The organism is Plantimonas leprariae, assembly GCF_008802405.1.
Classification (GTDB): domain Bacteria; phylum Pseudomonadota; class Alphaproteobacteria; order Rhizobiales; family Rhizobiaceae; genus Plantimonas; species Plantimonas leprariae.
In genome coordinates this window covers 23998-47820 of the sequence record NZ_VZDO01000011.1, presented here as the reverse complement: position 1 = coordinate 47820, position 23823 = coordinate 23998, and the positions used below count along the sequence as shown (strand labels likewise).

21 protein-coding genes and 1 pseudogene are annotated in these 23823 nt (G+C 68.2%); 7 read left to right on the top strand and 15 right to left on the bottom strand.

The annotated features are described in order from the left end of the window. Positions 1 to 6: 6 nt before the first annotated feature. From F6X38_RS14050 to F6X38_RS14030, 5 genes and pseudogenes are all read right to left on the bottom strand, one after another. Positions 7 to 1590: a Na+/H+ antiporter gene (locus F6X38_RS14050; RefSeq protein ID WP_150970592.1), complete on the bottom strand. Its 1584-nt coding sequence runs from the start codon at positions 1588 to 1590 to the stop codon at positions 7 to 9. A gap of 107 nt (positions 1591 to 1697) precedes the next feature. Beyond that, positions 1698 to 3602 (bottom strand): mechanosensitive ion channel family protein, encoded by a 1905-nt coding sequence (locus tag F6X38_RS14045; protein WP_150970591.1) that lies wholly within the window; start codon positions 3600 to 3602, stop codon positions 1698 to 1700. Then, complete coding sequence (locus F6X38_RS14040) at positions 3599 to 4765, bottom strand: 2Fe-2S iron-sulfur cluster-binding protein (RefSeq protein ID WP_150970589.1); 1167 nt, start codon at positions 4763 to 4765, stop codon at positions 3599 to 3601. Before F6X38_RS14040 ends, F6X38_RS14045 begins: the two co-directional genes overlap by 4 nt. Before the next feature lie 142 nt (positions 4766 to 4907). Next, positions 4908 to 5225, bottom strand: a pseudogene (locus F6X38_RS14035) (amidohydrolase); the annotation flags it as partial. Between the two features lie 425 nt (positions 5226 to 5650). Then, positions 5651 to 6418, bottom strand: a complete 768-nt coding sequence (locus F6X38_RS14030; protein ID WP_150970587.1) for an isochorismatase family protein — start codon at positions 6416 to 6418, stop codon at positions 5651 to 5653. 209 nt (positions 6419 to 6627) lie between these two features. On the opposite strand from F6X38_RS14030, the gene F6X38_RS14025 reads away from it, so the two are divergent. After that, positions 6628 to 7560 carry a LysR family transcriptional regulator gene (locus tag F6X38_RS14025; protein ID WP_150970585.1) on the top strand — a complete coding sequence of 311 codons (933 nt, stop codon included), beginning with the start codon at positions 6628 to 6630 and terminating at the stop codon, positions 7558 to 7560. A gap of 467 nt (positions 7561 to 8027) precedes the next feature. Here F6X38_RS14025 and F6X38_RS14020 read toward each other — a convergent pair whose 3' ends face one another. The 7 genes from F6X38_RS14020 to F6X38_RS13990 all read right to left on the bottom strand — a co-directional run bounded on the left by F6X38_RS14020 (position 8028) and on the right by F6X38_RS13990 (position 12840). Then, positions 8028 to 8750 carry an MOSC domain-containing protein gene (locus F6X38_RS14020; protein WP_150970583.1) on the bottom strand — a complete coding sequence of 241 codons (723 nt, stop codon included), beginning with the start codon at positions 8748 to 8750 and terminating at the stop codon, positions 8028 to 8030. Next, complete coding sequence (locus F6X38_RS14015) at positions 8747 to 9457, bottom strand: glutamine amidotransferase (RefSeq protein WP_150970582.1); 711 nt, start codon at positions 9455 to 9457, stop codon at positions 8747 to 8749. Before F6X38_RS14015 ends, F6X38_RS14020 begins: the two co-directional genes overlap by 4 nt. Positions 9458 to 9462: 5 nt before the next feature. Beyond that, positions 9463 to 10032, bottom strand: a complete 570-nt coding sequence (locus tag F6X38_RS14010) for a thioredoxin domain-containing protein (protein WP_150970580.1) — start codon at positions 10030 to 10032, stop codon at positions 9463 to 9465. Positions 10033 to 10095: 63 nt separating this feature from the next. Continuing rightward, positions 10096 to 10644 (bottom strand): carboxymuconolactone decarboxylase family protein, encoded by a 549-nt coding sequence (locus F6X38_RS14005; protein WP_150970578.1) that lies wholly within the window; start codon positions 10642 to 10644, stop codon positions 10096 to 10098. Positions 10645 to 10724: 80 nt separating this feature from the next. Beyond that, entirely contained in the window at positions 10725 to 11444 is a 720-nt protein-coding gene (locus tag F6X38_RS14000) for a hypothetical protein (protein ID WP_150970577.1), read from the bottom strand. A 13-nt stretch (positions 11445 to 11457) separates the two neighbouring features. Then, the gene (locus F6X38_RS13995) at positions 11458 to 12129 is read right to left on the bottom strand and encodes a MarR family winged helix-turn-helix transcriptional regulator (protein WP_150970575.1); all 672 of its coding nucleotides are present in this window, start codon (positions 12127 to 12129) and stop codon (positions 11458 to 11460) included. Positions 12130 to 12369: 240 nt separating this feature from the next. Then, positions 12370 to 12840 (bottom strand): Rrf2 family transcriptional regulator, encoded by a 471-nt coding sequence (locus F6X38_RS13990; RefSeq protein WP_150970573.1) that lies wholly within the window; start codon positions 12838 to 12840, stop codon positions 12370 to 12372. A 273-nt stretch (positions 12841 to 13113) separates the two neighbouring features. Here F6X38_RS13990 and copM point away from each other — a divergent pair, with 273 nt between their 5' ends. The 6 genes from copM (at position 13114) to F6X38_RS13960 (ending at position 20197) form a co-directional block, all read left to right on the top strand. Further along, entirely contained in the window at positions 13114 to 14613 is a 1500-nt protein-coding gene (gene copM, locus F6X38_RS13985) for a CopM family metallochaperone (RefSeq protein ID WP_246191349.1), read from the top strand. Between the two features lie 28 nt (positions 14614 to 14641). After that, entirely contained in the window at positions 14642 to 15109 is a 468-nt protein-coding gene (locus tag F6X38_RS13980; protein ID WP_246191348.1) for a group III truncated hemoglobin, read from the top strand. 22 nt (positions 15110 to 15131) lie between these two features. Continuing rightward, the gene (gene hmpA / locus F6X38_RS13975) at positions 15132 to 16346 is read left to right on the top strand and encodes an NO-inducible flavohemoprotein (protein WP_150970572.1); all 1215 of its coding nucleotides are present in this window, start codon (positions 15132 to 15134) and stop codon (positions 16344 to 16346) included. A gap of 395 nt (positions 16347 to 16741) precedes the next feature. Continuing rightward, a complete protein-coding gene (locus tag F6X38_RS13970) occupies positions 16742 to 18268 on the top strand; it encodes an FAD-dependent monooxygenase (RefSeq protein ID WP_150970570.1) in 1527 nt (508 codons plus the stop codon). An 83-nt stretch (positions 18269 to 18351) separates the two neighbouring features. Beyond that, positions 18352 to 19125, top strand: coding sequence for an SDR family oxidoreductase (locus F6X38_RS13965; RefSeq protein ID WP_202617980.1), 774 nt, complete (start codon positions 18352 to 18354; stop codon positions 19123 to 19125). A 292-nt stretch (positions 19126 to 19417) separates the two neighbouring features. Further along, complete coding sequence (locus F6X38_RS13960; RefSeq protein WP_150970566.1) at positions 19418 to 20197, top strand: cytochrome b561 domain-containing protein; 780 nt, start codon at positions 19418 to 19420, stop codon at positions 20195 to 20197. Between the two features lie 196 nt (positions 20198 to 20393). Here F6X38_RS13960 and F6X38_RS13955 read toward each other — a convergent pair whose 3' ends face one another. From F6X38_RS13955 to F6X38_RS13945, 3 genes are all read right to left on the bottom strand, one after another. Continuing rightward, positions 20394 to 21362: a 3-hydroxyacyl-CoA dehydrogenase family protein gene (locus F6X38_RS13955; RefSeq protein WP_150970564.1), complete on the bottom strand. Its 969-nt coding sequence runs from the start codon at positions 21360 to 21362 to the stop codon at positions 20394 to 20396. Positions 21363 to 21491: 129 nt separating this feature from the next. Beyond that, positions 21492 to 22898 carry an NAD(P)H-dependent oxidoreductase gene (locus tag F6X38_RS13950; RefSeq protein WP_150970562.1) on the bottom strand — a complete coding sequence of 469 codons (1407 nt, stop codon included), beginning with the start codon at positions 22896 to 22898 and terminating at the stop codon, positions 21492 to 21494. Positions 22899 to 22976: 78 nt separating this feature from the next. After that, positions 22977 to 23660 (bottom strand): GntR family transcriptional regulator, encoded by a 684-nt coding sequence (locus F6X38_RS13945; RefSeq protein WP_150970560.1) that lies wholly within the window; start codon positions 23658 to 23660, stop codon positions 22977 to 22979. Between the last annotated feature and the right edge of the window lie 163 nt (positions 23661 to 23823).

Genomic DNA, 23823 nt, shown 5'->3' with positions numbered 1-23823 from the left:
GCGCCGTCAGCCTTTGGCGGCGATGGCGCCGAGTTCCTCGAGGTCTAGGTCGCGTTCGAGGTCGTGCAGCGTCTCGTCGTCGATCTGGTTGGCACGATGGAGGCGGACGAGTTCGGCTCGCCCCGCCGCGACGGCGGCGAGGATCATGCCGAAGTGGGCGGCGATGCTTTCGTTGCGCTCCTCGTCGCTGCCGCTGAACTCGTTCGAGATCGTCGCGCGTCGCCGGTAGGTGTCGAGCAGACGCGGATGCAGGAGCGTGCCGTCGGGCGCGTAGGCGTGCTTCTCGACCGCCCCGAACTGGGCGCGCAGCATCGCGGCTTCGGCCGCGAAGAGGTCGAGCGGCGGTCTGGCGCGCTCGTCCTCCGTAAGACCGGCCCGGCGGATCACGAGGCCGAGCGTCGTGCCCTGGACGAGCACGGTCGCGAGGATTGCCGCGAACGCCGTCACCAGCATCAGGTCGCGCCCCGGCATCGCGTCCGGCAGGCTCAGCGCGACCGCGAGCGTGACGACGCCGCGCATGCCCGCCCAGCTCATCACCGTCGCGGCCGGCGCACCCAACGGCTCGGCCCGGCGCCAACCCATGCGGCTGACGAGCTTCAGAAGTGCGTCCGAGCCGAACACCCAGGCGAAGCGCGCCAACGTCATCGCGAGGATCACCGTCACGACCGGCAGCGCCATGTCCGCGACGACGACGCCAATGCCGCCGACGCGGTCGAGGACCCCGCGCAAGGACAGCCCGATCAGGATGAACACCGCCGCCTCGAAGAGGAAGATCAGCACCTGCCAGAACGCGACGCCCCGCAGCCGCACGCTCGCGGTGAAGATGACGTGCTGGTACCAGCCGCAGACGAGGCCCGCCGTCACGGTGGCGATGACGCCGGACACGTGCAACGCCTCGCCGAGAAGATAGCTCGCCCAGCAGACCAGCACGGAGGCCGCGATCATCAGGTGGTCGTCGCCGAGCCGACGCAGGAGCAGTACCCAGACCGCGCCGATCGCACCGCCGACGAGGAGTCCGCCGCCGACCAGCACCGCGAAACTGCCGACGGCCGCGCCCAGGCTGAAGGTCCCGGTCAGCGTGGCGGCGACGGCGAAGCGGAACAGCACCAGCCCGGTCGCGTCGTTGACGAGGCTTTCGCCTTCGAGCAGCGTGCCGAGCCGGCGCGGCAGCTTCACCCGTTGCAGAACGGCCCGTGCCGAAACGGCGTCCGGCGGCGAGACGATGGCGCCGAGCGCGACGCAGGCCGCCCAGGGCAGTTCCGGCACGACGAGTTTCGCCGCGACAGCGACCACGGCTGCGGTGAACAGGACCGCACCGACCGCCAGCGAGGCGATGCCGGCCAGATGCCGCCGGAAGGGGCTGAGCGCGGTGAACCAGGCGCCGTCCATCAGGAGCGGCGGCAGGAAGATCACCAGCACCAGTTCCGGGTCGAGCTCGACCGTCGGCAGGCCGGGCACGAAGGCCAGCGCCCCGCCGCCTACCAGCAGCGCCACCGCCGGCGGCAGCGAAAGGCGCTGCGCCGCGTAGTGCAGCGCCAGCACCGCCAGGAACATCGCGATGATCAGTTCGAAGACTTCGACCGAATGCATATCCTGCAGGCCGCCGGGAACGAGAGGAACGATGTGTTCCCGACGATCGGCACGACGTCAACCAGCGGCCAGCCTGCGCGATCGAAGCCGAACGCTTCGAAGGCCATTCAAGGCGCGTTCGCGGCTGCCGTGGCCGGTAGCGCGACGGGGCGCCTGGCGGTTGTATCGGCGTAGGCGATGTCGGCGTCGCGGAGCGCGGTTTCGATCTTCCGGAACGCCAGGGCACGCACGTCGAACTGGTTGCCGGGGGCGGTGCGGAACTTGCAGCGGAACACCTTGAGACCCGGCTCGATGCGCTGCAGCTTGCCTTTCAGCGGCTCGATGATCTTCGGCCCGACCTCCTCGTCCTCCAGCATCTCCTCGCCGACCCGCTTCAGCAGCTTGCGGACCTTCTCGGAGTCGGTCTCGATCGGCAGAGGCAAGTCGAACTTTTCCACCACCCAGTCGCGCGACATGTTCCGGACCGTGCTGAGGCTGCCGTAGGGCACGAAGTGGAGCGGGCCATTGTGGTGGCGCAGCGCCACGGTGCGCAGCGTGATCCGCTCCACCGTGCCCTTCGTCGAGGAGCCGCTCTCGATGTACTCGCCGATGCGGAACACGTCCTCGGCCAGGAAGAACAGGCCGGAGATCACGTCCTTCACCAAGGACTGCGCCCCGAAGCCGAAGGCGAGGCCGACGATGCCGGCGCCGGCGAGGAGCGGCGTGATCTCGATCCCGAGCGTCCAGAGCGACGACAGCGCGAGGAGCACGAGAATCAGCACCATCGCGGTGGTGCGCAGCAGTGGCAGGAGGGTCAGCAGGCGCGACTGCGACCCAAGCAGCGTGCCGGCTTCGGTTGCAGCTCCGATCCGAGCGAGCTGGTGATCAATCGCCGAGCGCACCGCGATCCAGGCGACGTCGGCGACGAGAACCAGCGCGGCGACGCCGAGGAGGCGCACCGCGAACCGCGCGAGCGGATCCTCGGCCTTCGCCATGCCGGCGAGCGACATGTCGGTAGCGAGCGCGCATAGAACGAGGGCGATCAGGATCGCAACGAGGCGCGCGGCCGGCAGCACGAGCAGCGGGGCGAGCGGCGGCGGCTCGTCGGCGGAGTCCGAGACGTCGGTCGGCATTACGTCGCGCCAGAAGTGGAAGACGATCCGGCGCATAGCGCCTTGCAGGAACACGAGCCCGCCGAGCGCGGCGAGGACGAGCGCGGCGCCACCGCCGCCGAACAGCCACAGCGCGTAGGTCGCGACGATCAGGGCAACGGCCAGCACGGCGCGGGGAAACTGCGGCAGCCGGCCTCGATGCTGCGGTGCCCGGCGGCGATGATCGGTCGGGGCCGGAAGCGCCGTCGCAACGATGATCGAAAGCACGGCCGCGAGGCTACCCGCGACGAGCCGCACGGCTTCGGCGGCCAGCGGCGCCGCTTCCGGTCCCGCCAGAAGCGGCGGCACGAGCCAAGCCGACGTAAGGAAGACTGCCAGAAGGACGCCCGCGAATACCGCGAGCCGCGCCGCGCCGTCCGCGAGCGGCACGAGACGGAGACTCGCGCGGTTCGGCGCGAACAGGGCGTCGGCGGCGAGCGCGGCCAAGCGCACCGCGACGACGCCAAGCGTCGCGCTCACCACGACCGCGTGGACGCCCGGCGGCCACGCGAAAGCGGCGCTTGTGCCGATGGCGCCAAGCGCGAAGAGCGCGACCCCGAACCCTTTCAGCAGCGCCTTGCGAAGCGCGAACAGGAGGGCTTGGCGCGGCGAGGACGGGGTCGTCGCAGCAAGGATGCGCAGGCCGGTCGCCGCGTAGACCCGGTGGTAGGCTTCCAGCGCGACGCCGACGCTCAGAATGACGAGAAGATAGGTGACGGCACGTACCCCGCTGCCGCTGGCGAGGGTATGGACGAGGTCGGTTTCGACCGTGCGGAACTGCGGCGCGGCGCCAGCCACGGCATTCGCGAGCGTGGCAGCGCGACTGGAGACGGCGTCGAGCGCGCTCATCGTCGCCGTCGGCATGTCGGCAAGGCTCTTCATGCCGCCGCTCCCGCCGGGACGCCCGTCACCTCCGGCCGGTCCTCGATCCAATCCTCCGGGTGGCGCGCCGCGCTCGCGTCGGCATAGGCTGGCACGAGACGCTCCACGACGACCGCGCCCGACAGCACCCGTGCCTGGCAGGCGAGGCGCACGTTCGGGATCGCACCGAGTGACCGCAGCGTTCGCGTCTCGGCCGCTCCCGGAGCGGAGAGGCGGTCCCCGCCGGCGTGGACGGCGATCCGGCACGTCCCGCAGCGCCCGCGCCCCTCGCAGACATGCGCGTGGTCGACGCCGGCGAGCCGGCTGATCTCGAGAACGCTGAGGCCTGCCCGGCCCGTCGCCTCGATCCCGCCGTCGTAGCGCACGCGAACTTCGGACCGGCGGCGGAGGGTGGCTCGGCCGAACCACGCCGCGAGGGCGAGGAGGACCGCGACGGCGTAAGCGAAGAGCAGCCGGTCCTGCCAGGCGAAGATCGTTGGAGCCGCCGTGGCGACCGCGCTCGTCGCTGCCTGAAGACGGGCTCGAGCGGCGGGATCGGCGGCCAGCTGCGCCACTACCTCCGTGCCGCCGCGGGCGAAGCCGAGCAGCGCCATGACCGGCAGGCCGAACAGCAAGGGCAGGACGAGGTTGCGGATCCGCGGCCAGACGGGCCGGAGCACCAGGACGGCGTAGAAGCCGATCACGGCATGGAGCCATACGGCGGCGACCGCGAGAAGCTGCTGGATGGCGAGCAGCGGTGCGGCGCTCCAGTAGATCGCGAGGATCGTCGCGTAGCTCGCCTCGAACCCCGCGACGATCGCGCCCGTCATTCGCATGGTCAGGACGTGCGCCATGACGAGCGGCGGCGTCGCGAGGCCGAGCGCGAGTTGCAGGAGGTCGAGCCGGGTCAGCGCGAAGGAGCGGCGGCGAGCGGTGGTCGCGAGGCCTGCCGCGACGTGAACGAGAACGCTCAGCACCAACAGCACCTCGCCGACCGGGTTGGCGAAGGGTGCGATCAGGATCGGCCGCCAGCGGTCGAGCGCCTCGAAAGAGACGAGACCGAGCGCGAGGTTCAGGAGATGGCTCGCGACGAAGGCGAACAGCACGAGCCCGGACAGGAGCCGGACCTGCCGGAACCGCAGATCGAAACCTTTCGGGCCCGTAGCCTCGGCTGCGAGCGACATGGGTTGCGCCTTTCTACCAGTTGCCGCGGCGGTGGTTCGAAAGCCGGCGAACCATGCCGGAGACGTTCAGCGTCCGCATCGTATCGAAGGCGATCCAGTTGCGCACGTCCTCTCGATCTGCCCCTGGGTGTTGCCGTCAACCTTACACCGCCCAGCAGGCGCAGCCGAGGACGCCCCAGAAGCTCCTGAGATCCTGGATCGGGAGCTTGGACGACCAGGCCGTCGCATGATCGTGGCCGTGAACGGTGCAGGCGTTCGCGCAGCCGCAGGAACCGATCGCGGCGCGCCTCAGCGGGTTGTTGCGCGCCGCCGCTGCGTCGTCGCCCCAGGCGGCATAGCCTCCGAACGTGCGCACCGGCGACCAGTCCGGCATGGCGGGCGGCACGTCGGTCTCGTCGAGGTCTGCGAAGTCGCCGGCACTCCAGACGACTTCGCCGCCGACGACGGTGAGGTCGGAGGACTGGTGCTCGGTGAAGCCGCCGACGACGCGCACCCATCGCGGCGGCGGGGTCGCGGCGACCTGCCGCTTCAGCATGTCCATCTCGTCGGCCAGCCGGCGCATCCCGTCCCAGCGCAGCTCCACGTTGAAGCTCAGGCCGCCGGCGGTGCCGGGGTGCGAACGTCGAACAGGGCGTGGATCGCCCCGATCGTCAGTCCGGACGCACGCGCGGGGACGCACTTTTGCATCGGAACCTCCAAGACAACAGGAAAGCGCACGGCGTCGACGGAGCGTCCTCGAGCCGCCCGGAACGACGCGGACGACCGCGAGTGGACCGCGATCGCACGAGGCCTTGAGTCCGGCCCGGACCGGCGAGGAGGCGCGAGCGCTCCGACGCCCGTTCGTCAGGAGCGGAAGGACCGCCTCCCCGCTGCGGTTGCGCCCCCCTACTTCACCATTCCGAACGGATCGGCGACGACGTGCCCGCCGACGTTGTTCCAGAAGCTCTCGATGGTGAGGCCGTATTCCGGGAGGTTCTCCTTGAAGGGTGCGAGCATCGCGTTCGCGGAGGGCAGCTTCCAGTCGGCCTGGAGCTCGCAGCCGAGCGCGAACGTCGTCACCAGTTCGGCGCCCGCGCCCGCCATGCGCGCCATCGCCGCCTCGATCTCGTAGCGGCTCCAGCCGCCGCACGCGTCGACGACCGGAAACACCCGGTAGCCGTCGTTCAGCATCGAGAGGGTCGGATAGGCGCAGCAGGTCCCGATCGTGCAGGCCGCGATGATGACGTGGCGCCGCCCGGTTCGCTCGACGAGGTCCTCGAACGCCCTGCGGAAGGACGGATCCTCGTAGGCGTTGATGATCCCGGTTCGCCGGTAGATCGGCTGGTCGGGGAACAGCGCCTTGATTTCGGGCAACGTATCGCCGTTCTGCCATTGCGCGTTCGACGTGCTGAGAAGCACCGGGATCCCGAGCGCCTTCGCGAACTGCGCCAACCCGACGACGTTGTTCTTGAGCTCTGCGAGCGAGGTCGTGTCGCGCATGCCCGCCATCAGGCCGATCTGGTGGTCGATCAAGAGCACGATGCTGTTCTGCGGCGTCGGCTTGTCGTGCGCGAAACGACCGGCCGCACGAGCGTCCGCGGCCGAGACGCGGTTGGGAAGCACGCGATCCTCGATTGAGCTCACGATGTCTGCTGGGCGTTCTGCCATGGTCATCTCCATTTCCTCTCCGAAAAGCTGGTTTCGGGGATCTGCGGGCGGCCGTGCTTACGGGCCGCGAGGTCGTACGCGCGTACTGTACGGATCGGCACATCCTCGCTACGAGGCGCCGGGCAATGCTGCACCGATACCCATTGATATGCTCGCGCGACGTCATCGGGAATCCGGGAGTTGAGCATCACAGCTCACACCGTTAGCGTGAGCCAATGCCCGATCGGATCGACAGCCTGCACGTGTTCGCCCGCGTCGCCGCCTCCGGCGGGCTCTCGGCCGCCTCGCGTGCGCTCGGCATGTCGCAATCGATGGTGACGAAGCATGTGGTGGCCTTGGAGACCCGGCTCGGCGTCAAGCTGCTGCACCGGACGACGCATCGGACGACGCTGACGGAGGCGGGCCGACGCTATCTGGAGACGGTGGAGCCGATCCTGGCCGAGCTGGAGGCGGCCGATGCGGCTGCCGCAGCGGAGCGCGTCGAAGTCAGCGGGACGCTGCGCCTGAACGCCCCGGTCTCGTTCAGCGTGCGCGTGCTGGCGCCCGTGCTGGCCGAGCTGGCCACCCATCATCCGGACCTGTCGATCGACCTGGGGCTGAACGACCGCGTCGTGGATCTCGTCGACAAGGGGTGGGACGCGGCCGTGCGGATCGGGCGCATACGCGACGAGACGCTGATCGCGCGTCGGCTGGCGCCCTGCCGCCTGATGGTCGCCGCCGCCCCCGCCTACCTCGCCGCGCATGGCGTTCCGCGCACCATCGAAGCGCTGTCCGAGCACAACTGCCTGGGATACACCTTCTCCAGCTGGATCGGGCCGAACCGCTGGCTGTTCGCCGCGGATGGTTCGATCGCCGCTCCGGTCGCGGGAACGTTCTACGCCAACAACGGTGATGTCTTGTTGCAGGCGGCCCGGGCCGGTCGAGGCATCATCTACCAGCCCACATTCATCATCGGGGATGACATCAGGGCCGGGAAGCTCGTTCCTCTGCCGTTGGATCAGCCGCCCTTTGAACTGGATGGCGTGTTCGCGGTCTATCCCGGAGGTCGCCGTCCGCTGGCCAAGGTCCGGGCGTTGGTCGACCATCTGGCTGCAACGTTCGGTCCCGAGCCCCACTGGGACCGCGACCTTGGGCTTGGCGACATCTGAAGCTCAGCGGGGGCGGCGTTGAGGCGGAATAGGTCTTCGCCGCCTTCGGCAGCGTCCATCATGTGCATGACTGGATACCGTCGAGCCTGATGGCAGTCGCAAAAACGATGTGCGCCGGCCTCTTCCCGAACGATCCGCCGGGTGATGACTGAACGCTGAAACGCGAAGCGATCGTTCCGACCGGTTGATAACGAACGTCTCCTTCCGAGCATCCGCAGCCTGAGACCAGCCGGACCGCTTCGGAGCATATCGGACGGAAATATCGGCTGAAATTCAAATATAAGTCGGACCGTTGTTGAAACGTAGCAGTCGCAACTCAGGTTGCTTGGTGGAACCAGACAGCTATTAATCCAGCCTATAATTTCTACCCACTTGATATCAAAGAAGACCAGGGCGCTTCAGGCGGCAATTCATGATATCGCACGAAGTTCCGGTTCCGCCGCGAGATGGCAGTCTGTTGTCCTGCCTCAGACATGATCATTGCCGTGGCGTTCTTTCGTTGCATCGACGCCGTCGAGACGAGCCGTCCAGTCCTCGACGGTGCTCGTCCGAAGCCTGCGAAGGGCGTGGTCGCGCCAATTCTTCGCGAGCTTGTCCAATCTGGAAAGGTGCTCGAGTTCGTTGCGGTTCAGCGTGTCGACGTAGAAGAGCCGACGGATGCGGGCGATCGTCCACTGAGGGTCGGCACGATGCAGGAGTCGCAACGCATCGCCGGGACCGACGATGCCCGGCCGCAGCACCCGGTAATACCAACCCGTCCGACCCGAGGACTGGACCAGCCTCGCCATCGCCTTGAACCCGAAGCGCTCGTTCAGCTTCCAGCAGGGTTGCCGACCTTGGGCGACCTCCAGAAGCGCGGTGCCGATCTCGAAGACGTCGCCGACCGCGACGTCCTCTTCGCTCAAGCCGAACGTCGAAAGGTTCTCACCGAAGGCGCCGGGCCGGTCGAGAAGGTCGCGGGGACCGAGATCGCGCGCCCAGGACGCATAGTGCTCGAACGGATAGTGATGCACGGCCTTTTCCGTGCCACCGTGCCGCACGGTATCGCCCTGCGCGTCGCCGACGAAACCCATGGCTGTCAACTCGGTCGGGGCTGACACCGCCGTCTTCGCGATGCCGCTCGGCACGCCCTTCGCCCCGAGCGGCCGGACAGGGCCCGTCATCAGCTCCCGGAGCGCGACGCCGCTCATCGTTCCGACCCGAGCCCGCTCAGCCACTCCGCCAGCATTGCCCGCGATGCCGAGCGAAGGGGTCGACCATGCAGCAGGCCCTCCCGCCGAAGCGCCGCCGGATCGATCTTCGCCCTGCCCAGCTCGGCGGCATGTCCGACGAGCCAGTTCTCAAAGGCGCGATCCGTGCTGGCCTCAGCATGGAATTGCAGGCCAAGGACGTTGCGCCCGATCGCGAAGGCCTGGTTCTCGACGAGTGTCGTGGATGCCAGGTTCTCGGCGCCGTCCGGCAGATCGTAGGTGTCGCCATGCCAATGCAGGACCGGCACGCCCGCGAGGTGACGAAGCGGCCCCCGCGCACCGGTTGCCGTCAGTCGAAGCGGAGAGAATCCGATCTCTTTCGTGCCCGTCGGGAACACCGCCGCGCCGAGCGCCGAGGCGATGAGTTGTGCGCCGAGGCAGACTCCGAGCGTCGGCCGGTCAGCCCGGAGCCGAGCGTGGATGAACGCCCGCTCGGCGGCGATGAAGGGATAGGCTTCGTCCTCATAGACGCCGACCGGTCCGCCGAGGACGATCAGGAGATCGGGAGCAAGCGGGTCGCCGGCGCAGAAGTCTGGGTCCGCGACGTCACTGGTGCGGATGCCGTAGCCCGCGTCCTGCAATGGGCACACGAAGGAACTAAGGTCCTCGAAGTGAACGTGCCGCAGCACGAGGGCGCTTTTCGTCATCGGGATCACGCAGCCGCTGAGGACGGTGCCGGCACTTCGCAGCGGTCGCCCGCGCAGCCGTTCGCATCACCGGCGGGATCGTCTTCGACGGCGGCCGGGATCGCGGCGGACAGCGCCATCGCGATCCGTGCGCCGACCGCGATCGGATCCTCGACGCCGAAGGCCTGATGGAGGATCGCGCCGTTTCGGCCGATCAGCACCGCAGAAGGCGTTCCGCGAAAGCCGTATCGCTGCATGGTGACCGGCACGGGCGAGTGCTCCGACGGCTGATCCACGGCGACGGGGTGCGTGATGCGGTACTCATGGAGAAACGCTTCGAGCGTCGCCGGCGTCATTGCCGCGTGGTGCTCGAACACCGTGTGCAGGCCGATGATCTGGAGGTCGGTCCCGGCGAAGACCCGCTCGATGCGCTGGACCTGCGGGATCGCCTCGGCGACGCAGCCGGGGCAGAGGAGCTGAAAGGTGTGCAGCAGGACCGGCCTACCCCGGAGCGCACGAAGCGTCAGGGGTGCTGGCGTGTTGAACCATTGGCTCGCCGCCAGTTCGGGCGAGAGCGTCGCGGATGCGTTCGGCATGGCCTGTCTCCTCGGATTTGGGAGGCGGACCGCGCCGGACGCGATCCACCGTCTCTTGTCCGCTTACGCGGCGGCGCGGGTCAGCTTCACCTTCTGGAAGTCGAGTGGCACGTCGAGCGCCACGTTGACGTAATTGGTGAAGAGGTTGAGGGCGACGTGCGCGACGATCTCCACGATCTCGCCGTCGTCGAAGCCTGCCTGCCGGAGCGCCTCGACGTCCGCAGCCTCGATGCCGGCGCGCTTGTCGACGACGGCAGTTGCGAAGGCGAGAGCGGCCGCGGTGCGCGGATCGGCGGAACGGCCGGCCTGCGCTTCCGCCATCTCTTGCGCAGTCGCACCGGCCTTCCGGCCGAGCGCGGTATGCGCGGCAAGGCAGTAATGGCAGTCGTTGCGGTCGGCGATCGCGACCGCGATCTGCTCGCCGAGCTTGGGCGGCAGGCGGCCGCCACCCAGCGCGCCGAACGCGCCCCACATGGAACTGAGCGCCGCCGGCGAGTTCGCCACCGCCTTGAACATATTCGGCACGACGCCGAAGGCCGACTTGATTTCGCCAAGCTGCTCGGCCGTCCGGCCGGTTGCGTGGGTGGGGTCGACGAGATTAATCCTGGTCATGTTCTGTCTCTCTTTTTGTCTGGAGGGGTTGGGACATGCGGGTTCGCCGATGGCTGTCGGCGGACCCGCGCTTCATGTGGTCACTTCGCGGGTGCGACCTTGCCGGGCAGGCTCAAGTTTCCGGAAGCGACCTTGAAGACATCCGCGACGCAGAGCAGCGGCGCATGGAGATTGCCGTTGACTTTCAGGCCCGCCGTCACGCCGTCGAAGGACGCGTTCTTCAGGCCGCCGATCAGCGACAGGGGAATGGTGACGTCGACGGCGTCGCCCTTCAGCGCCGTCGGGTAGGTCGGGCTGTCGATCAGGAGCGGCACGCCCGGCCAGGTCTCGGGCACTTTGGGTTTCGTGCCCTTCGGGATGTCGACAACCTTCAAGCCGGCGCCGCAGACCTCGTCCTTGGCCAGCACCACCCAGTGCGGGTGCCAGCGGTCGCGGTTCTTTGCGCCCTTGGCCGCGTCGTCGAAGTCGGGATGGAAGGTGACGGCCAGCGCGACGATGCCTTGGCCCTTGTCGAAGCCGATCTCACCGCTGTCGAGCGAGGTCGGCCAGACATAGGCGTAGACGCCGGAGCCTTCGAACTTGCCGGTCGCCTTGGGCTTCTCCTTGCCGGCGTCGCCCCGGACGCGGGTCGAGAAGACGGCGGTGTCGCCCTTGGTCGTGATCGTCGTCTCGACGATGTCGAACGAGGCGTGGACGGCCTTGTCCGGCTTGGCCTTCACGGCATCGGCCGAGGCCGTCGCCGCAAAGCAAAGCGATGCCGTTCCGGCGAAAAGCGCGCCGGCTGCGAGTTTTCCGAACATGGGATGTCTCCTATTATGTCGATGTCTGGAGGGGTGGAGCCGATCCCTTGTCGAAAGCGTCCCAGGTGGCTGCCCGGGATGTGGGATCGGCGGTCTCGTGTTCGCGGCAGTCGATGCGGAGATCCCGCTGGCCGAAAGCTGCGTCGACGAGATTGCAGTGATGCGGCCGGGCCGCATCGGAATGGGCAAAGGGCGCGAAGTACCGGCAGGTCGCGCACATCCGCTGGATCGGGATCGCCCCGATCTCCTGAAGCTGCCGGATCATTCTGATCAGGATGAGGAGGAGATCCTGCTGCTCGCCGGCGTCGAGGGCGTCCACGGCCCGTTCGGCGATGTTTCCCGAAGCAGTACCCGCTTCCAGCGCCGCCAGCCCGTCCGCCACGATGGCGACGTTGACGGCGCGCCGGTCGCCACCGGCGTCGCGCTTGGCAAGCAGGCCCTTGCGCTCGAGCGCGTTGACGGAGTCGGTCACGGTCGGCTGCGAGACCCCGAGCTGCGCCGCGATCTCCTTCACGCCGATACCGGATCGACGCCCTTCGAGAAGTTCGAGGATCGCGAGTTGCGTCGGGTTGAGGCCGGTGGCCCTCGCCCGGTTCCAATCGTCGCTCCGCATCGCCATCGCCACCCGAGAAAGCGCTTCGCGGACGCGATGGCTGACGGAGGTGGGGCTCTTCGGCGTTTCCATGCAGCCTATTTACATAGGACTCCTATGATACGCAATGGGCGCCTTTCGGATTTTGTGCGCCTTCGGAGATGAGAGCGGGAACTGGGCGGTTTCGAACCGATGGATGCTCGGAAACTTTTCGCTCTCGCCTCATGACACGGCGGATGCGTCAGCGCGGATGACCGCGAAGCTGCCGTCCACAGCCGCGATCCATGCGATCGAGATGAAGGCGCGGAGGGCCGAACACTCCGAAACGGCGTGTCAGTTCGGCAGCGGCTTGCAGCCGTCGCCCGCGACGGGCGAGCGCATGTCCGGGAAGGCGGCGAGAACGTCGAGAATATCGAGTTCGCCCGTCGGCAGGTCGCCGAACGTGTAGCGGTCGAGGACGGCGAGAAAAGCGCGCGTCGCTTCCGCCAGCACGCTGCGGATGCCGCAGGCTTTGGCGATGACGCAAGTCGAGCAGTCGACGAGGTCGAAGCCGTCCTCCGTCAGCCGGACCACTTCCCCAACCGTGATTTCGCCGGCCGGCCGCCCGAGCCGGATGCCGCCGGACCGGCCGCGCACCGTCGTCACCAGCCCGGCCCTGCCGAGCTGATGCACGACCTTCGTCAGGTGGTTCTGCGAGATGCCGTAGGCTTTGGAAATCTCGGCGATCGACGACAGGCGCTCCGGCCGAGCGGTGAGGAACACCAGCACGCGGATCGAATAGTCGGAATAGAGGGTCAGGCGCACGAGCGGTCACGATCCTTCAGCACGCCAAAAGATATATTCTTCTTGCATGTTTTCCGCAACATGCTATCAGCGTCAAAACATGCATATGGAATGCATGTTTTCTGGTGCCCCACGATGTTTGCCGCCTCCGCCGATCCCGTTGCCGTCCCGATGCCGGACGCACCCGATCCGAACCTCAATCATGTCGTCGTCGCCGACGGCGTGGCGCGGCCCGCGGCAAGGATCGCTGGCACGGACGGCTCGGTCACGGGAACCCGTCGTCGCTCCACTTCCATGCGTCGCAGGCCAGCCGTGTTCCGCGGGCCGGCTCAGCACTTCGGCCTGATGCTGATCGCCGCCGCTCTGGGGGCTCTCCTGCCGATCCCGGCGGAAGCTCACGTCAAGTGGTTCGCGCCCTACATCGTCGGCGCGCCGCCGGCGCCGATCTCGCGCACGCTGGCCGACGCCTGGTTCTGGACCGCCATCCTGCTCGTCCTCGCCTTCTTCGTCGCGACGCGCCTCGTGGAGAAGTCGATCATCGGCGAGGGCGTCCTTGCAGCGATGGATCGTCTCACCGATCCCTTATGGCGGCGGCTCGACGATTTCGTCCGAGTGGTGGTCGGCGGCTTCTTCGTTGCGATCTTCGCGGTCGGCGGCGTCTATCTGACACCCGACCTGAAAACCCCGGCGGAATGGGTCTCGTGGGTGCAGTTCGTGATCGCGCTCGGCATCTTCTCCCGCCGCACGATGCCGGTGTCGGCGGCCGGCATCGTCTTCCTGTGGCTCCTGGCGCTTCGGGACTACGACTTCTTCCACCTTCTCGACTATCTGGCGCTCGGCCTCGGCGTCGCCGGCTATCTCGTGCTCGCCGCCTCGGAGGATTTCGAACGGCGCAAGTATCGCTTCGAAGTGCTGCGCGTCGGTGTGTCGATCGCGCTGATGTGGTCGAGCCTCGAGAAGTTCGCCTATCCCGACTGGTTCTATCCGCTCGTCGTGGAGAAGCCCTTCCTCACCTTCGGCATGCCGCGCGACGTCTTCATCCCGATGGCGGGCGTCGCCGAGTTCACCATGGGCTTCGGCCTCCTCTGGACGCCGCTGGTGCGGCGCCTTTCGGCGGTGGCGCTGTTCGTCATCTTCAACGCGGCCGTTTATCCTTTCGGACGCACCGACCTCGTCGGCCACGCGCTGATCATGGCGATCATCGTCGCGATCGCCGCCGACCATACGCGCCAGCTGCATTTCCTTCCTGCCATCAAGCGCTCGCTTGCCGGCGTGCCGGCGGGGCTGGCGACGGCATTGGTTCTCTTCACCACCGGCTATTGGGGGCTGCACATCGCCTTCTACGGCATCGACGGGCAGGCCGGCGCACGGCCGATGGAGATGGCGACCCATACCTACTCGCCCGAGCATCCGCACGGGCCGAAGGCGGCGGAAAGCCTGGCCGCCGGCGAACTGCATCAGGGCATGGCCATGCCCGCCGCCGCACTGTCGGAGCAGCCGACGACCGGCGAGGCGGCCGCGGCCTTCGAAACCACGATGGCCGCCATGCACGGTCCGATGATGGCGGGCATGCGACACCCCGATCCCGACATCGCCTTCGTGCTCGGCATGATCCCGCACCATCAGGGCGCGATCGACATGGCGCGGGTGCAACTCCGCTACGGCCGCGATCCGGCCAACCGCGCCTTCGCCGAGCACCTTATCGCCGAGCAGCAGGGCGAGATCGACGCGATGCGCGACTGGCTCCGCCGCAACGGCATCGAACCGCCGTCCTCTGCCGGCGACGCGAAATAACGCCAACCCGACGTACGGAAGGACGACGATGACGCTCCCGCTCGAAACGGTCTCGCCCCAAGGGCCGCCGGCTTACTTCGACACGACTGTCGCAAGCGGCCAAGCGGTGCAGGCGGATCATCGACCTCAGTTGGACGAGATCGCGTTGCTGCGTTTGGTGGACCGCTTCTACGAACGTGTTCGCGCCGACCCGTTGCTGGCGCCGGTGTTCGGCGCCGCCGTGTCCGATTGGGACGACCATCTCGCCCGCCTGACGGACTTCTGGTCGTCGGTCATGCTGACGAGCGGGCGCTACAAGGGCAATCCGGTCGCGCTCCACCTCCTTCACGCCGGCGCCATGACGCCGGAGCGTTTCGAACGGTGGCTGGCACTCTGGACGCTGACGAGCGGCGAGATGCTGCCGGCGGACACGGCCACGATCATCCAGGGCAAGGCCGCGCGCATCGCGGAGAGCCTGCAACTCGCCATCGAGTTCCGGCCGTCCCCGGCCGCGTAATCAACCGCTCAGGAGAAGAGATATGCCTCAGCCGCTCAGTCCGGCCGCGATAGCGCTCGTCAAGGCGTCCATACCGGCGCTCGCCGAGCACGGCACGGCGATCACCACCGCCATGTATGCGCGCCTGTTCCAGGACGATCACATCCGCGCCCTGTTCAATCACGCGAACCAGGGCGGCAACGGCGCGCAGGTGCATGCGCTGGCGGCGGCGATCCTCGGCTATGCGAGCAACATCGACAATCTCGGCGCGCTCGCGCCGGTAGTCGAGCGGATCGCCTACAAGCATGTCGGCTACCACATCCTTCCCGAACACTACCCCTATGTCGCCACGGCCTTGCTCGGCGCTATCAAGGAGATCCTCGGCGATGCGGCGACCGACGAACTGCTCGCCGCTTGGGGCGAGGCCTTCTGGTTCCTGGCCGACGTGTTGAAGGCGCGCGAACTCGTTCTGCGGGACGAGATCATGACCGCGCAGGGCGGCTGGACGGGCTGGCGCCGCTTCGTCGTCGCCGAGAGGATCCGCGAGAGCAGCCACATCACCTCCTTCGTGTTGCGGCCGGAGGACGGCCGGCCGGTGCTGCGCCACAAGGCCGGGCAATACCTGACCTTCCGGCTGAAGCCCTCGGGCAGGCCCGAGCTGAAGCGCAACTATTCGATCTCCTGCGGGCCGAACGGCGGGCACTACCGCATCTCGGTCAAGCGTGAGGAGAGCGGACAGGGCGGCTCCCGCTTCCTGCACGATCAGGTACAGATCGGCGACGTCCTCGAAACCACGCCGCCGTCTGGCGACTTCCATCTTCCGGACGCACCGACCCGTCCCGTGATCCTGCTTTCCGGCGGCGTCGGGCTGACGCCGATGGTCAGCATGGCTGAAAGGATCGCCCACGACCTCGACGAAATCCCAGCCTATTTCGTCCACGGCACGCTGAACGGCGAGACCCATGCGATGGCGTCGCACATGCGCGCGCTTGCGGGCCGCGCCGGCAACCTACGGGTCGCGACCTTCTACAGCGAGCCGGCCGAGACGGACGTGCTCGGCACGAGCCACGAAGGCGAGGGCTTCGTTTCCGTCGACTGGCTCACCCGGCACACACCCCTCGCGGAAGCGGACGTCTTTCTGTGCGGTCCGAGGCCATTCCTCCACTTCTACGTGCGAGAGCTGACGCTGGCCGGCGTGCCCTCGAACTGCATTCACTATGAGTTCTTCGGTCCGGCGGACGAACTCGTCGCCGCTTGATCAAGCGACGGGGTTCGGCGAAACCGGGCTCCCGGCTATCGTCCAAGCCACCTTGCCGCCTTTGCAGGCGTCTGCATCACCATGAACGTTCAATGGCGACCTTTGACTACCCCGTTGGGTTCGTAGCGCGCGCCTACGCACCGCTGTCGGCCCGGGCGGCGCGTGGGTAGCCGTTGCGAGGTCATCGCTGCGGCGCTATAGCTCACATGTCGGAAAAGGCAGACTTGGTTTGGTAAGCCCAAGTCCTTCCGGTAACGGAAGCTCTGGTCTTTGGCCTCGCGCCGGAGATCCCCACGACGAACGACGGATGCGTCTCGCGCATCCAACCGTTCGTCCGTGCGGGTCTCGGGTTCGGGAAACGCTCCGGTCGAACATCGACTTGGAGAGCCTCGACCATGCATCGCACCCCCATCCACCTCCATGACGTCGTCATCGCCGGCGCTGGCCCGGTCGGCCTGTTTCTTGCCGGCGAGCTGCGGCGGGCCGGCTGCTCGGTGCTGGTGCTCGAAGCGGCGCACGACCCGCATTCGCCGCTGAAGCAGCCGCCGTTCGGCGTGCGCGGCCTGACGGTGCCGACGATCGAGAGCTTCGACCGCCGCGGCCTGCTCGACGCCGTCAAAGCTCATGCCGCAGGCCGCGACACGCCTGGAACGGCGCATTGGACGAAGCAGCAGCGCCGGCCGGGCGGCCACTTCGCCGGCATCCAGTTCTTCCACGATCAGATCGACCGCAGCCGCTGGCCGTATCGCCTGCCCGGCGAAGTCGGCAACCTCGCCACCGACATGGCGAGCATCGAAGCCGTCCTGACAGCTCGCGCCGACGCCCTCGGCGTCGAAATCCGGCGCGGCTGTGGGGTGGACGGCTTCGAGCAGTCCGGCGAACAAGTCGCGGTTCGCGCCGGCGGAGAGATGTTCCGGGGGCGCTGGCTCGTCGGCTGCGACGGCGCGCGCAGCGCGGTGCGCAAGGCGGCCGGCATCGGCTTCGCCGGCACCGATCCCGAATTCACCGGCTACTCCGTCCAGGTCGAACTGGCCGATCCGGACGCGCTGAAGCCCGGTCGGCACTACACGGCGACGGGCATGTACCTCTTCACGCCGCCCGCTACGATCGGGATGGTCGACTTCGACCGCGGCGCCTTCCATCGCGCCGCGCCGATCACGCGCGACCATGTCGAAACGGTCCTGCGCAAGGTTTCCGGGACCGATGTCGCGGTGACGGCGCTCGACCTCGCCACGACCTGGACCGATCGCGCCTTCCAGGCGACCGAATACGCCCGAGGTCGCGTGCTGCTGGCGGGCGACGCCGCGCACATCCATTCGCCGCTCGGCGGACAGGGGCTCAACCTCGGACTCGGCGATGCGATGAACCTCGGCTGGAAGCTCGCGGCCACGATCCATGGGCATGCGCCGGACGGCCTCATCGACACCTATGCGAGCGAGCGCCAGCCCATCGCGGCGCAGGTCCTCGACTGGTCGCGCGCGCAGGTCGCGCTGATGCGGCCAAGCCGGAGCACGCGGGCGCTCGAAAGCGTCATCCGCGATCTCATCGCAACGCGCGATGGCGCGACCTACTTCGCCGAGCGCGTCTGGGGCATCTCGCTCCGCTACGAGCTCGGCGACGATCACCCGCTGGTGGGTCGCAGCGCGCCGGACTTCGCGCTGGTCGACGGGACGCGGCTGAACGAGCGGCTCCGGAACGGCCGGGGCGTGCTGCTCGACTTCGACGCATGCCCGGCGCTGCGAACCATCGCGGAGCGCTGGGGCGACCGGCTCCCCTATGTCGCGACGGATGCCCGCGATCGGCTGGGCCTCGGCGCCGTGCTGGTGCGTCCCGACGGCATCGTCGCCTGGATCCATGACGAAACGGCACTTGACGAGACCGAACTTGCCGATGCCATCTCGCGCTGGTTCGGCACGGCATGAGATCGCTCGGCGAAACCATGGAGCCGACACCGGCCGGCGCTTGTGCCGGCAACGGCGCTGAAAGCGGATACAGGAGTGGTGTCGTGCGAGAACGCCGTCTTGAGGGGCGCGTCTGCGTCGTCGCGGGTGTGCTGGGCGACATGGGCGAGGTGGTCGCCCGGCGCTTTGCCGATGAAGGCGGCATCGTCGTCGGCATCGACCGCCGCCCGCATGCGATCGGTGAACTGCCGTTGATCGCCGACCTGACCGACGAGGATGCCGTCGCCGCTGCCTATGCGAGCGTGGCCGAAAGGTTCGGCCGCCTGGACGTTCTCTATAACAATGCCGGGCCGCTCGATCCGGACGATCACTCGGCGCTCGACACCACGCTGGAAACCTGGAACCGGGTGATCGCCTCGATCCTCACGGCGACATGGCTTAGCTGCAAGCACGCGATCCCGCACATGGGCAAGGGAGCATCCGCAAGCTCGGTCATCAACACCGCCTCGTTCCTGGCGGGCATGGGCGCCGCCACGGGCCAGATGGCGTTCAACGCCGCCAAGGCCGGCGTGGAGCAGCTCTCGCGCGACCTCGGCGTGCACCTCGCCCGCGGCAACATCCGGGTGAACGCCCTCGCCATCGGCCCGATCGAGACGCGGGAGATCAGGGCGACGTTCGAACGCATAGGTCCGGACCAGGCCGCGCGCCGCTTCACGCACATGCCGATGGGACGGTTCGGGACCTTGGAGGAACTGGCCGCAACGGCCGCCTATCTCGCGAGCGACGATGCCGGGTTCGTGACGGCCGGGTCGTTTCCGCTGAACGGCGGCATTCCCGGTGCCTTCACCGTCCCGGACCTGCCACCCCGCCTGCGCTGAACCCCTGCCTGGAGGATCAACCCGCCTGCCGCAGCACCCGGCGTTCACGCTCCAGCAGCCGACGATATCCATCCCGGCCGGCTGTTCGGCTGACTCCCCTCCGGGCCGAAGCCGGACGGTCCGCTTCCGGGCGGAAGACGTGGGAAATCTGCCGTCCTGCTTTCGACCCCGACAGGCAGGAGGGCTGCCGGTTTTCGTGCTGCCCGATGTCAGCCTCCGCCCGGTATCGGCAGGCTGGCGCTTGACGACCGGACGCCGATCGGAGAAGCCTTCCTCGTCGCGAGAGGGTGCGATGGCTCGAACGACCGACGCCCAGTTCAGCGATCTGGCAACCGTCGGCGGCCGCGCGCCGAATGCACCGGCCCCGCTCGAACGGCCGGTGGGCTCGAGGTCGATCTGGCTCGTGCCCGCCGCCGCGGTCGCGGCTGCCCTTGCCGTCTGGTTTGGCCTGTCGGGCACGGTCGGGGCGGTTCTCGCCCTGCATGCCGCCTGCATGCTGAGCGCCTGGGGCATCCTGCTGCCGGCCGGGGGCCTCATCGCGCGCTTCGCCAAGGTCACGTCCCGGCAGGATTTCCCGCGCGAGATCGAGAACCTCTACTGGTGGGTCTGGCACCGGCGGCTGCAGTATGCCGGCAGCGTCGTTGCGACGCTCGGCTTCGTCGCCGTCGTCTCCCAGACCGGCGGTCGCTTCGACACGGTCCACGGCCGGGTCGGCCTAGCAGTGCTGCTGCTCGGTTGGTCGCAGGTGGGCTCGGCCTGGCTGCGCGGCACGAAGGGCGGACCGACCGGCAGAAAGGCCGATCCCCGCGATCCCGCGACCTGGCGAGGCGACCACTACGACATGACGGCGCGGCGCCGCCGGTTCGAAGCATGGCACCGGCCCGCCGGCTGGGCGGCGCTCGGGGCGGGGCTGCTGACGATCGTTCTCGGAGTCGATCTGGTCGGCACACCGGCCTGGCTCTTCGCGGTCGCAGCGGTCGCCGAGGGCGCGGTCGTCTTGGCATTCCTGGACGGCACATTCCGGAGCAAGCGGACGGACACCTACGCCTCGATCTGGGGTCCCCGCCGATAGACAGGCGCAGCGCGGGCGACCCGGTCGCCTTGATGGCGGAAAGCAGGTCGTCCAGCCGGGTCGTCGCGTGCTCGCCGGCGAGCGCGAACAGGAGGTCGATCTTGCCGCGCAGCGCCTCGACATGCTCCGCCGCCAGCTCGCGGACGGAACTGTCGCCTGAAGCGGGACAAACGACTGTTTTCGAGGTGCCGGGCTCTCAGCTCTCAGCAAGCGGGGATGGGCCGAGTTCCTGCAGGAGCTGCGCCATGCGCGCATAGGCGTTGTTCCGGTAGGCGACGAGTTTCGCCAGCTTCTCCGGGTCGTGTTTGCCGGTGAAACCCTCGCCGCTCTTCACGCCGAACTTGCCCTCCGCCACCAAGCCCTTCAGAAGTTCGGGTGTCGCCATGCGCTCGCCGAAAGCGTCCTCGAACGTCTTGAAACAGTTGGCGTAGACGTCGAGCCCCGCCATGTCGGCGATGGCGAACGGGCCGAAGAACGGCAGGCGGAAGCCGAAGGTCGAGCGGACGATCACGTCGACGTCGGCGGGGGTGGCGACTCCCTCCTCGACGATCGAGTTGGCCTCTTTCAGCAGCGCATATTGCAGACGGTTCAGGACGAAGCCCGGCGTGTCCGCGACCTCGGCGCTATTGCGGTCGGCGCGCCGCAGCATGTCCTTCACCACCGGTATCAGCGCCCGGTCGGTCGCGACGCCGCAGACCAGCTCGACGCCCGGGATGAACGGCGCCGGGTTGGAGAAGTGCACCGTCAGGAAACGCTCCGGATGGGTGACGGCCGGCGCCAGCGTGTGGACCGGCAGGGTCGAGGTGTTGGTGCCGATGATCGCGTCGGGCCGCGCCGCGGCGCAGATCCGGCCGAGCACCTCGTGCTTGATCGCCGGCACTTCCGGCACGGCCTCCTCGATGAAGTCCGCGTCGCGGACCGCAGCCTCGATCGAGTCTGCGGCGGAAAGATTCGCCTCGATGACGGCGGCCGACCCGGCCTTGAACAGGCCTTGCGCCTCGAAGTCCCGCGCCTCGCTGAGCAGACGGGTCAGCGCGCTCCGCGTCGCCTCCGGGGAGACGTCGGCCAGCATCACCTTCATGCCGGCTGCCGCCAGCGACTGAGCGATGCCACCACCCATATAGCCGGCGCCGATGACGCTGACGTTCTCGATTTTCTCGATCATCGCAGTTGGACTCCCAGAGGTTGCACCCGGCGTAGCGGGCACTGCCGGCGTGGTTCGCCATCGGGCGACGTCGGTCGGCAGCAGGCCGTTCGGGCTGTGACAACAGCGCTTGAGCGCCGCCCCTCGTTCCTACCGATCCAGCGTTCCGGCGTTCGCGCCGAAGAAGTGCGCGTCCTGCCGCCGCCGCATGGCGAGGAGCGGCGCCGCCTCGTCGATCGCGACATCGCCGGCCATGATCGTTTCGCCGGCCTCGACGTCGCGCAGGATCGTGCGGCCGGCCATGAGGTAGTAGGGGATCGGCCGGTGCGGCCCAAGCGGCGCGGCCGGCAGCAGCGCCGGGCCGACGCCGTCGATCGTATGATGGTGGCCGACGGCCTCGAGCTTCGTGCCGGCGGCAAGGCGCTTCGACGTGCGGCCGACGAGATCCACGACCGGTTTCGGGCTGCCGGCGACGGAGACGCCGTTGACCGCGGCATCCAGAATGCTGATCGGCGCCTCGAGGCCGAGAAGGTGGCGCGGCAGCCAGAGCATGGCGGCGCTGCCGTCGGCCGATACGGTGTGACCCTTGCCGGCGAGAATGGCCCACGTCTCGCGGTCCTCGCAGGCGACGACCACGAAGACGCCGCCGGCGAAGGAAAGGCCGTTCGGCTCGCGCAGGCAGTTGAACACGTCGAGCCGACGGCGGCCGGACAGGAGGCCGCCGCGAACCTGCTCCACGAAGAGGCTGGCCACCTCCTCGATCCGTGCGATCGGCGCGTGAAACGAGGGCACGTCCGGCAGCAGGCCCGTCGCGTTCGCGACGATGCCCATCTCGCAGAGATCCGGCACGGCGAGCTGCGGCAGCGCGCTCGCGAGACGGGCGCGTTCCGCCGCAACCTCCGCGATCGGCCGGCCGGCGGCATCCCAGCAACGGTCGAAGCCCGGCACCGGAGCACTGCGCTCCTCGCTCAGCATCGTCTCGCTCGCCCGATCGAAGACGAAGTCGTATTCGCTGGACTTGCCTGCGGCGATCACCGGCAGTCCAAGCGTTTCCGCCCAAGTCACCAGCCCGATCAGCAGGGCCGGCTGGTCGCCATCGACCGGCGTGACGACGAGACCTCGGCTGGCGGCTTCGGCCGCGAGCCAGGGACCGACGACGGAGTCGGCCTCCTTGGTGACGAGCGCGACGTGCTTGCCGGCCTCGATGGCGGCGAGCGCATGGGACGCACCGGCTTCCGGATGGCCGCTGGCTTCCACCACCACATCGACCGGCAGCGTCAGAACGTCGGCGAGACTTCCGGCCGCGACGGCCTGGCCAGCATGCCAAGCGGCCTCGACCTGGTTCGGCGTGTCGCAGCGAGCGACCGCCGCGTCTTCCCAACCGGCGGCGCGAAAGGCATCGGCCGCGCGTTCCGGCGTGACGTCCACCGCGACGCGGACGTTGAGCAACGTCATGCGACGACCCTGCCCAAGCAGCGAGCGGCCGAACGCGCCGGCGCCGACGAGCGCGGCCTCGACGGGACGCGTCGCCCGGCGGAAGCGGGAGTGAGTGTTCATTCCACATATCCCCGATGAACGTCGGCGATCCGGGTCCAACGGCATCGCAGGCGAGCCGAAGTCTCGACGCCGCCCTCGTCAGACGAAGCGCTCGACCCGGACCCAGGCATTGGTGAGGTGGCGGCCGAGCACAGATGCCAGCTTCGCACCATCCCGCGCCTCGAGCGCGACGATCATCTGTTCATGCTCGGCCACGGCGGCTGCCCAGTTCTCCGGTCCCTCGTGACCGATGAAGCGGATGCGCTTCAGTCGCATCTGCAGCCGCGCCTGCATCGCGGCGAGCGTCTCGTTGTCGGCGAGTTCAACGATCGCCGTGTGGATCGCCTGGTTGAGCTTGTAGTAGTCGAGCCGGTTGCCGTCCCCATAGCAGCGGATCATCTCGTCGTGCATCCGGCGGACGCGGGCGATCCCTTCGTCCGCGGCGTTGCGGCAGGCCAATTCTCCGGCGAGTTCCTCGAGCCGGGCGATCACCGCCAGCATGTCGGCGACGTCCTTAGGGCTGAAGCGTTTCACGCTGGCGCCGCGGCTCGGCACCAGTTCCACCAGCCCTTCGCTCGCCAGGTACTTGATCGCCTCGCGCAGCGGCGTGCGGGAGATGCCGAGCCGCTCGCCGAGTTGCACCTCGTGCAAGCGGGAGCCGGCCGGCAGTTCGCCTTCGATGATCATGTCCCGCAGGCGGTCGACGATCATGTCGTGCAGCGAGCGGCGCGAGATCCGCTCGCCACCGAGCGCTGCAGCCGACATCGGCGAGAGTTCGTTCATCCGGTTGCCGATCCGCTCACCTCACTAGCAGTCCGCAACCTAAGCCAAACGCCGACACCTGCCAATACATTATTTTGCATACAGAAGACAAAATGCTTGCGGGCGGATGTCGGATGCTCTAAGTGCTCGCTTCGTCGGATCGCTTGGGAGGCATCGACCGTGT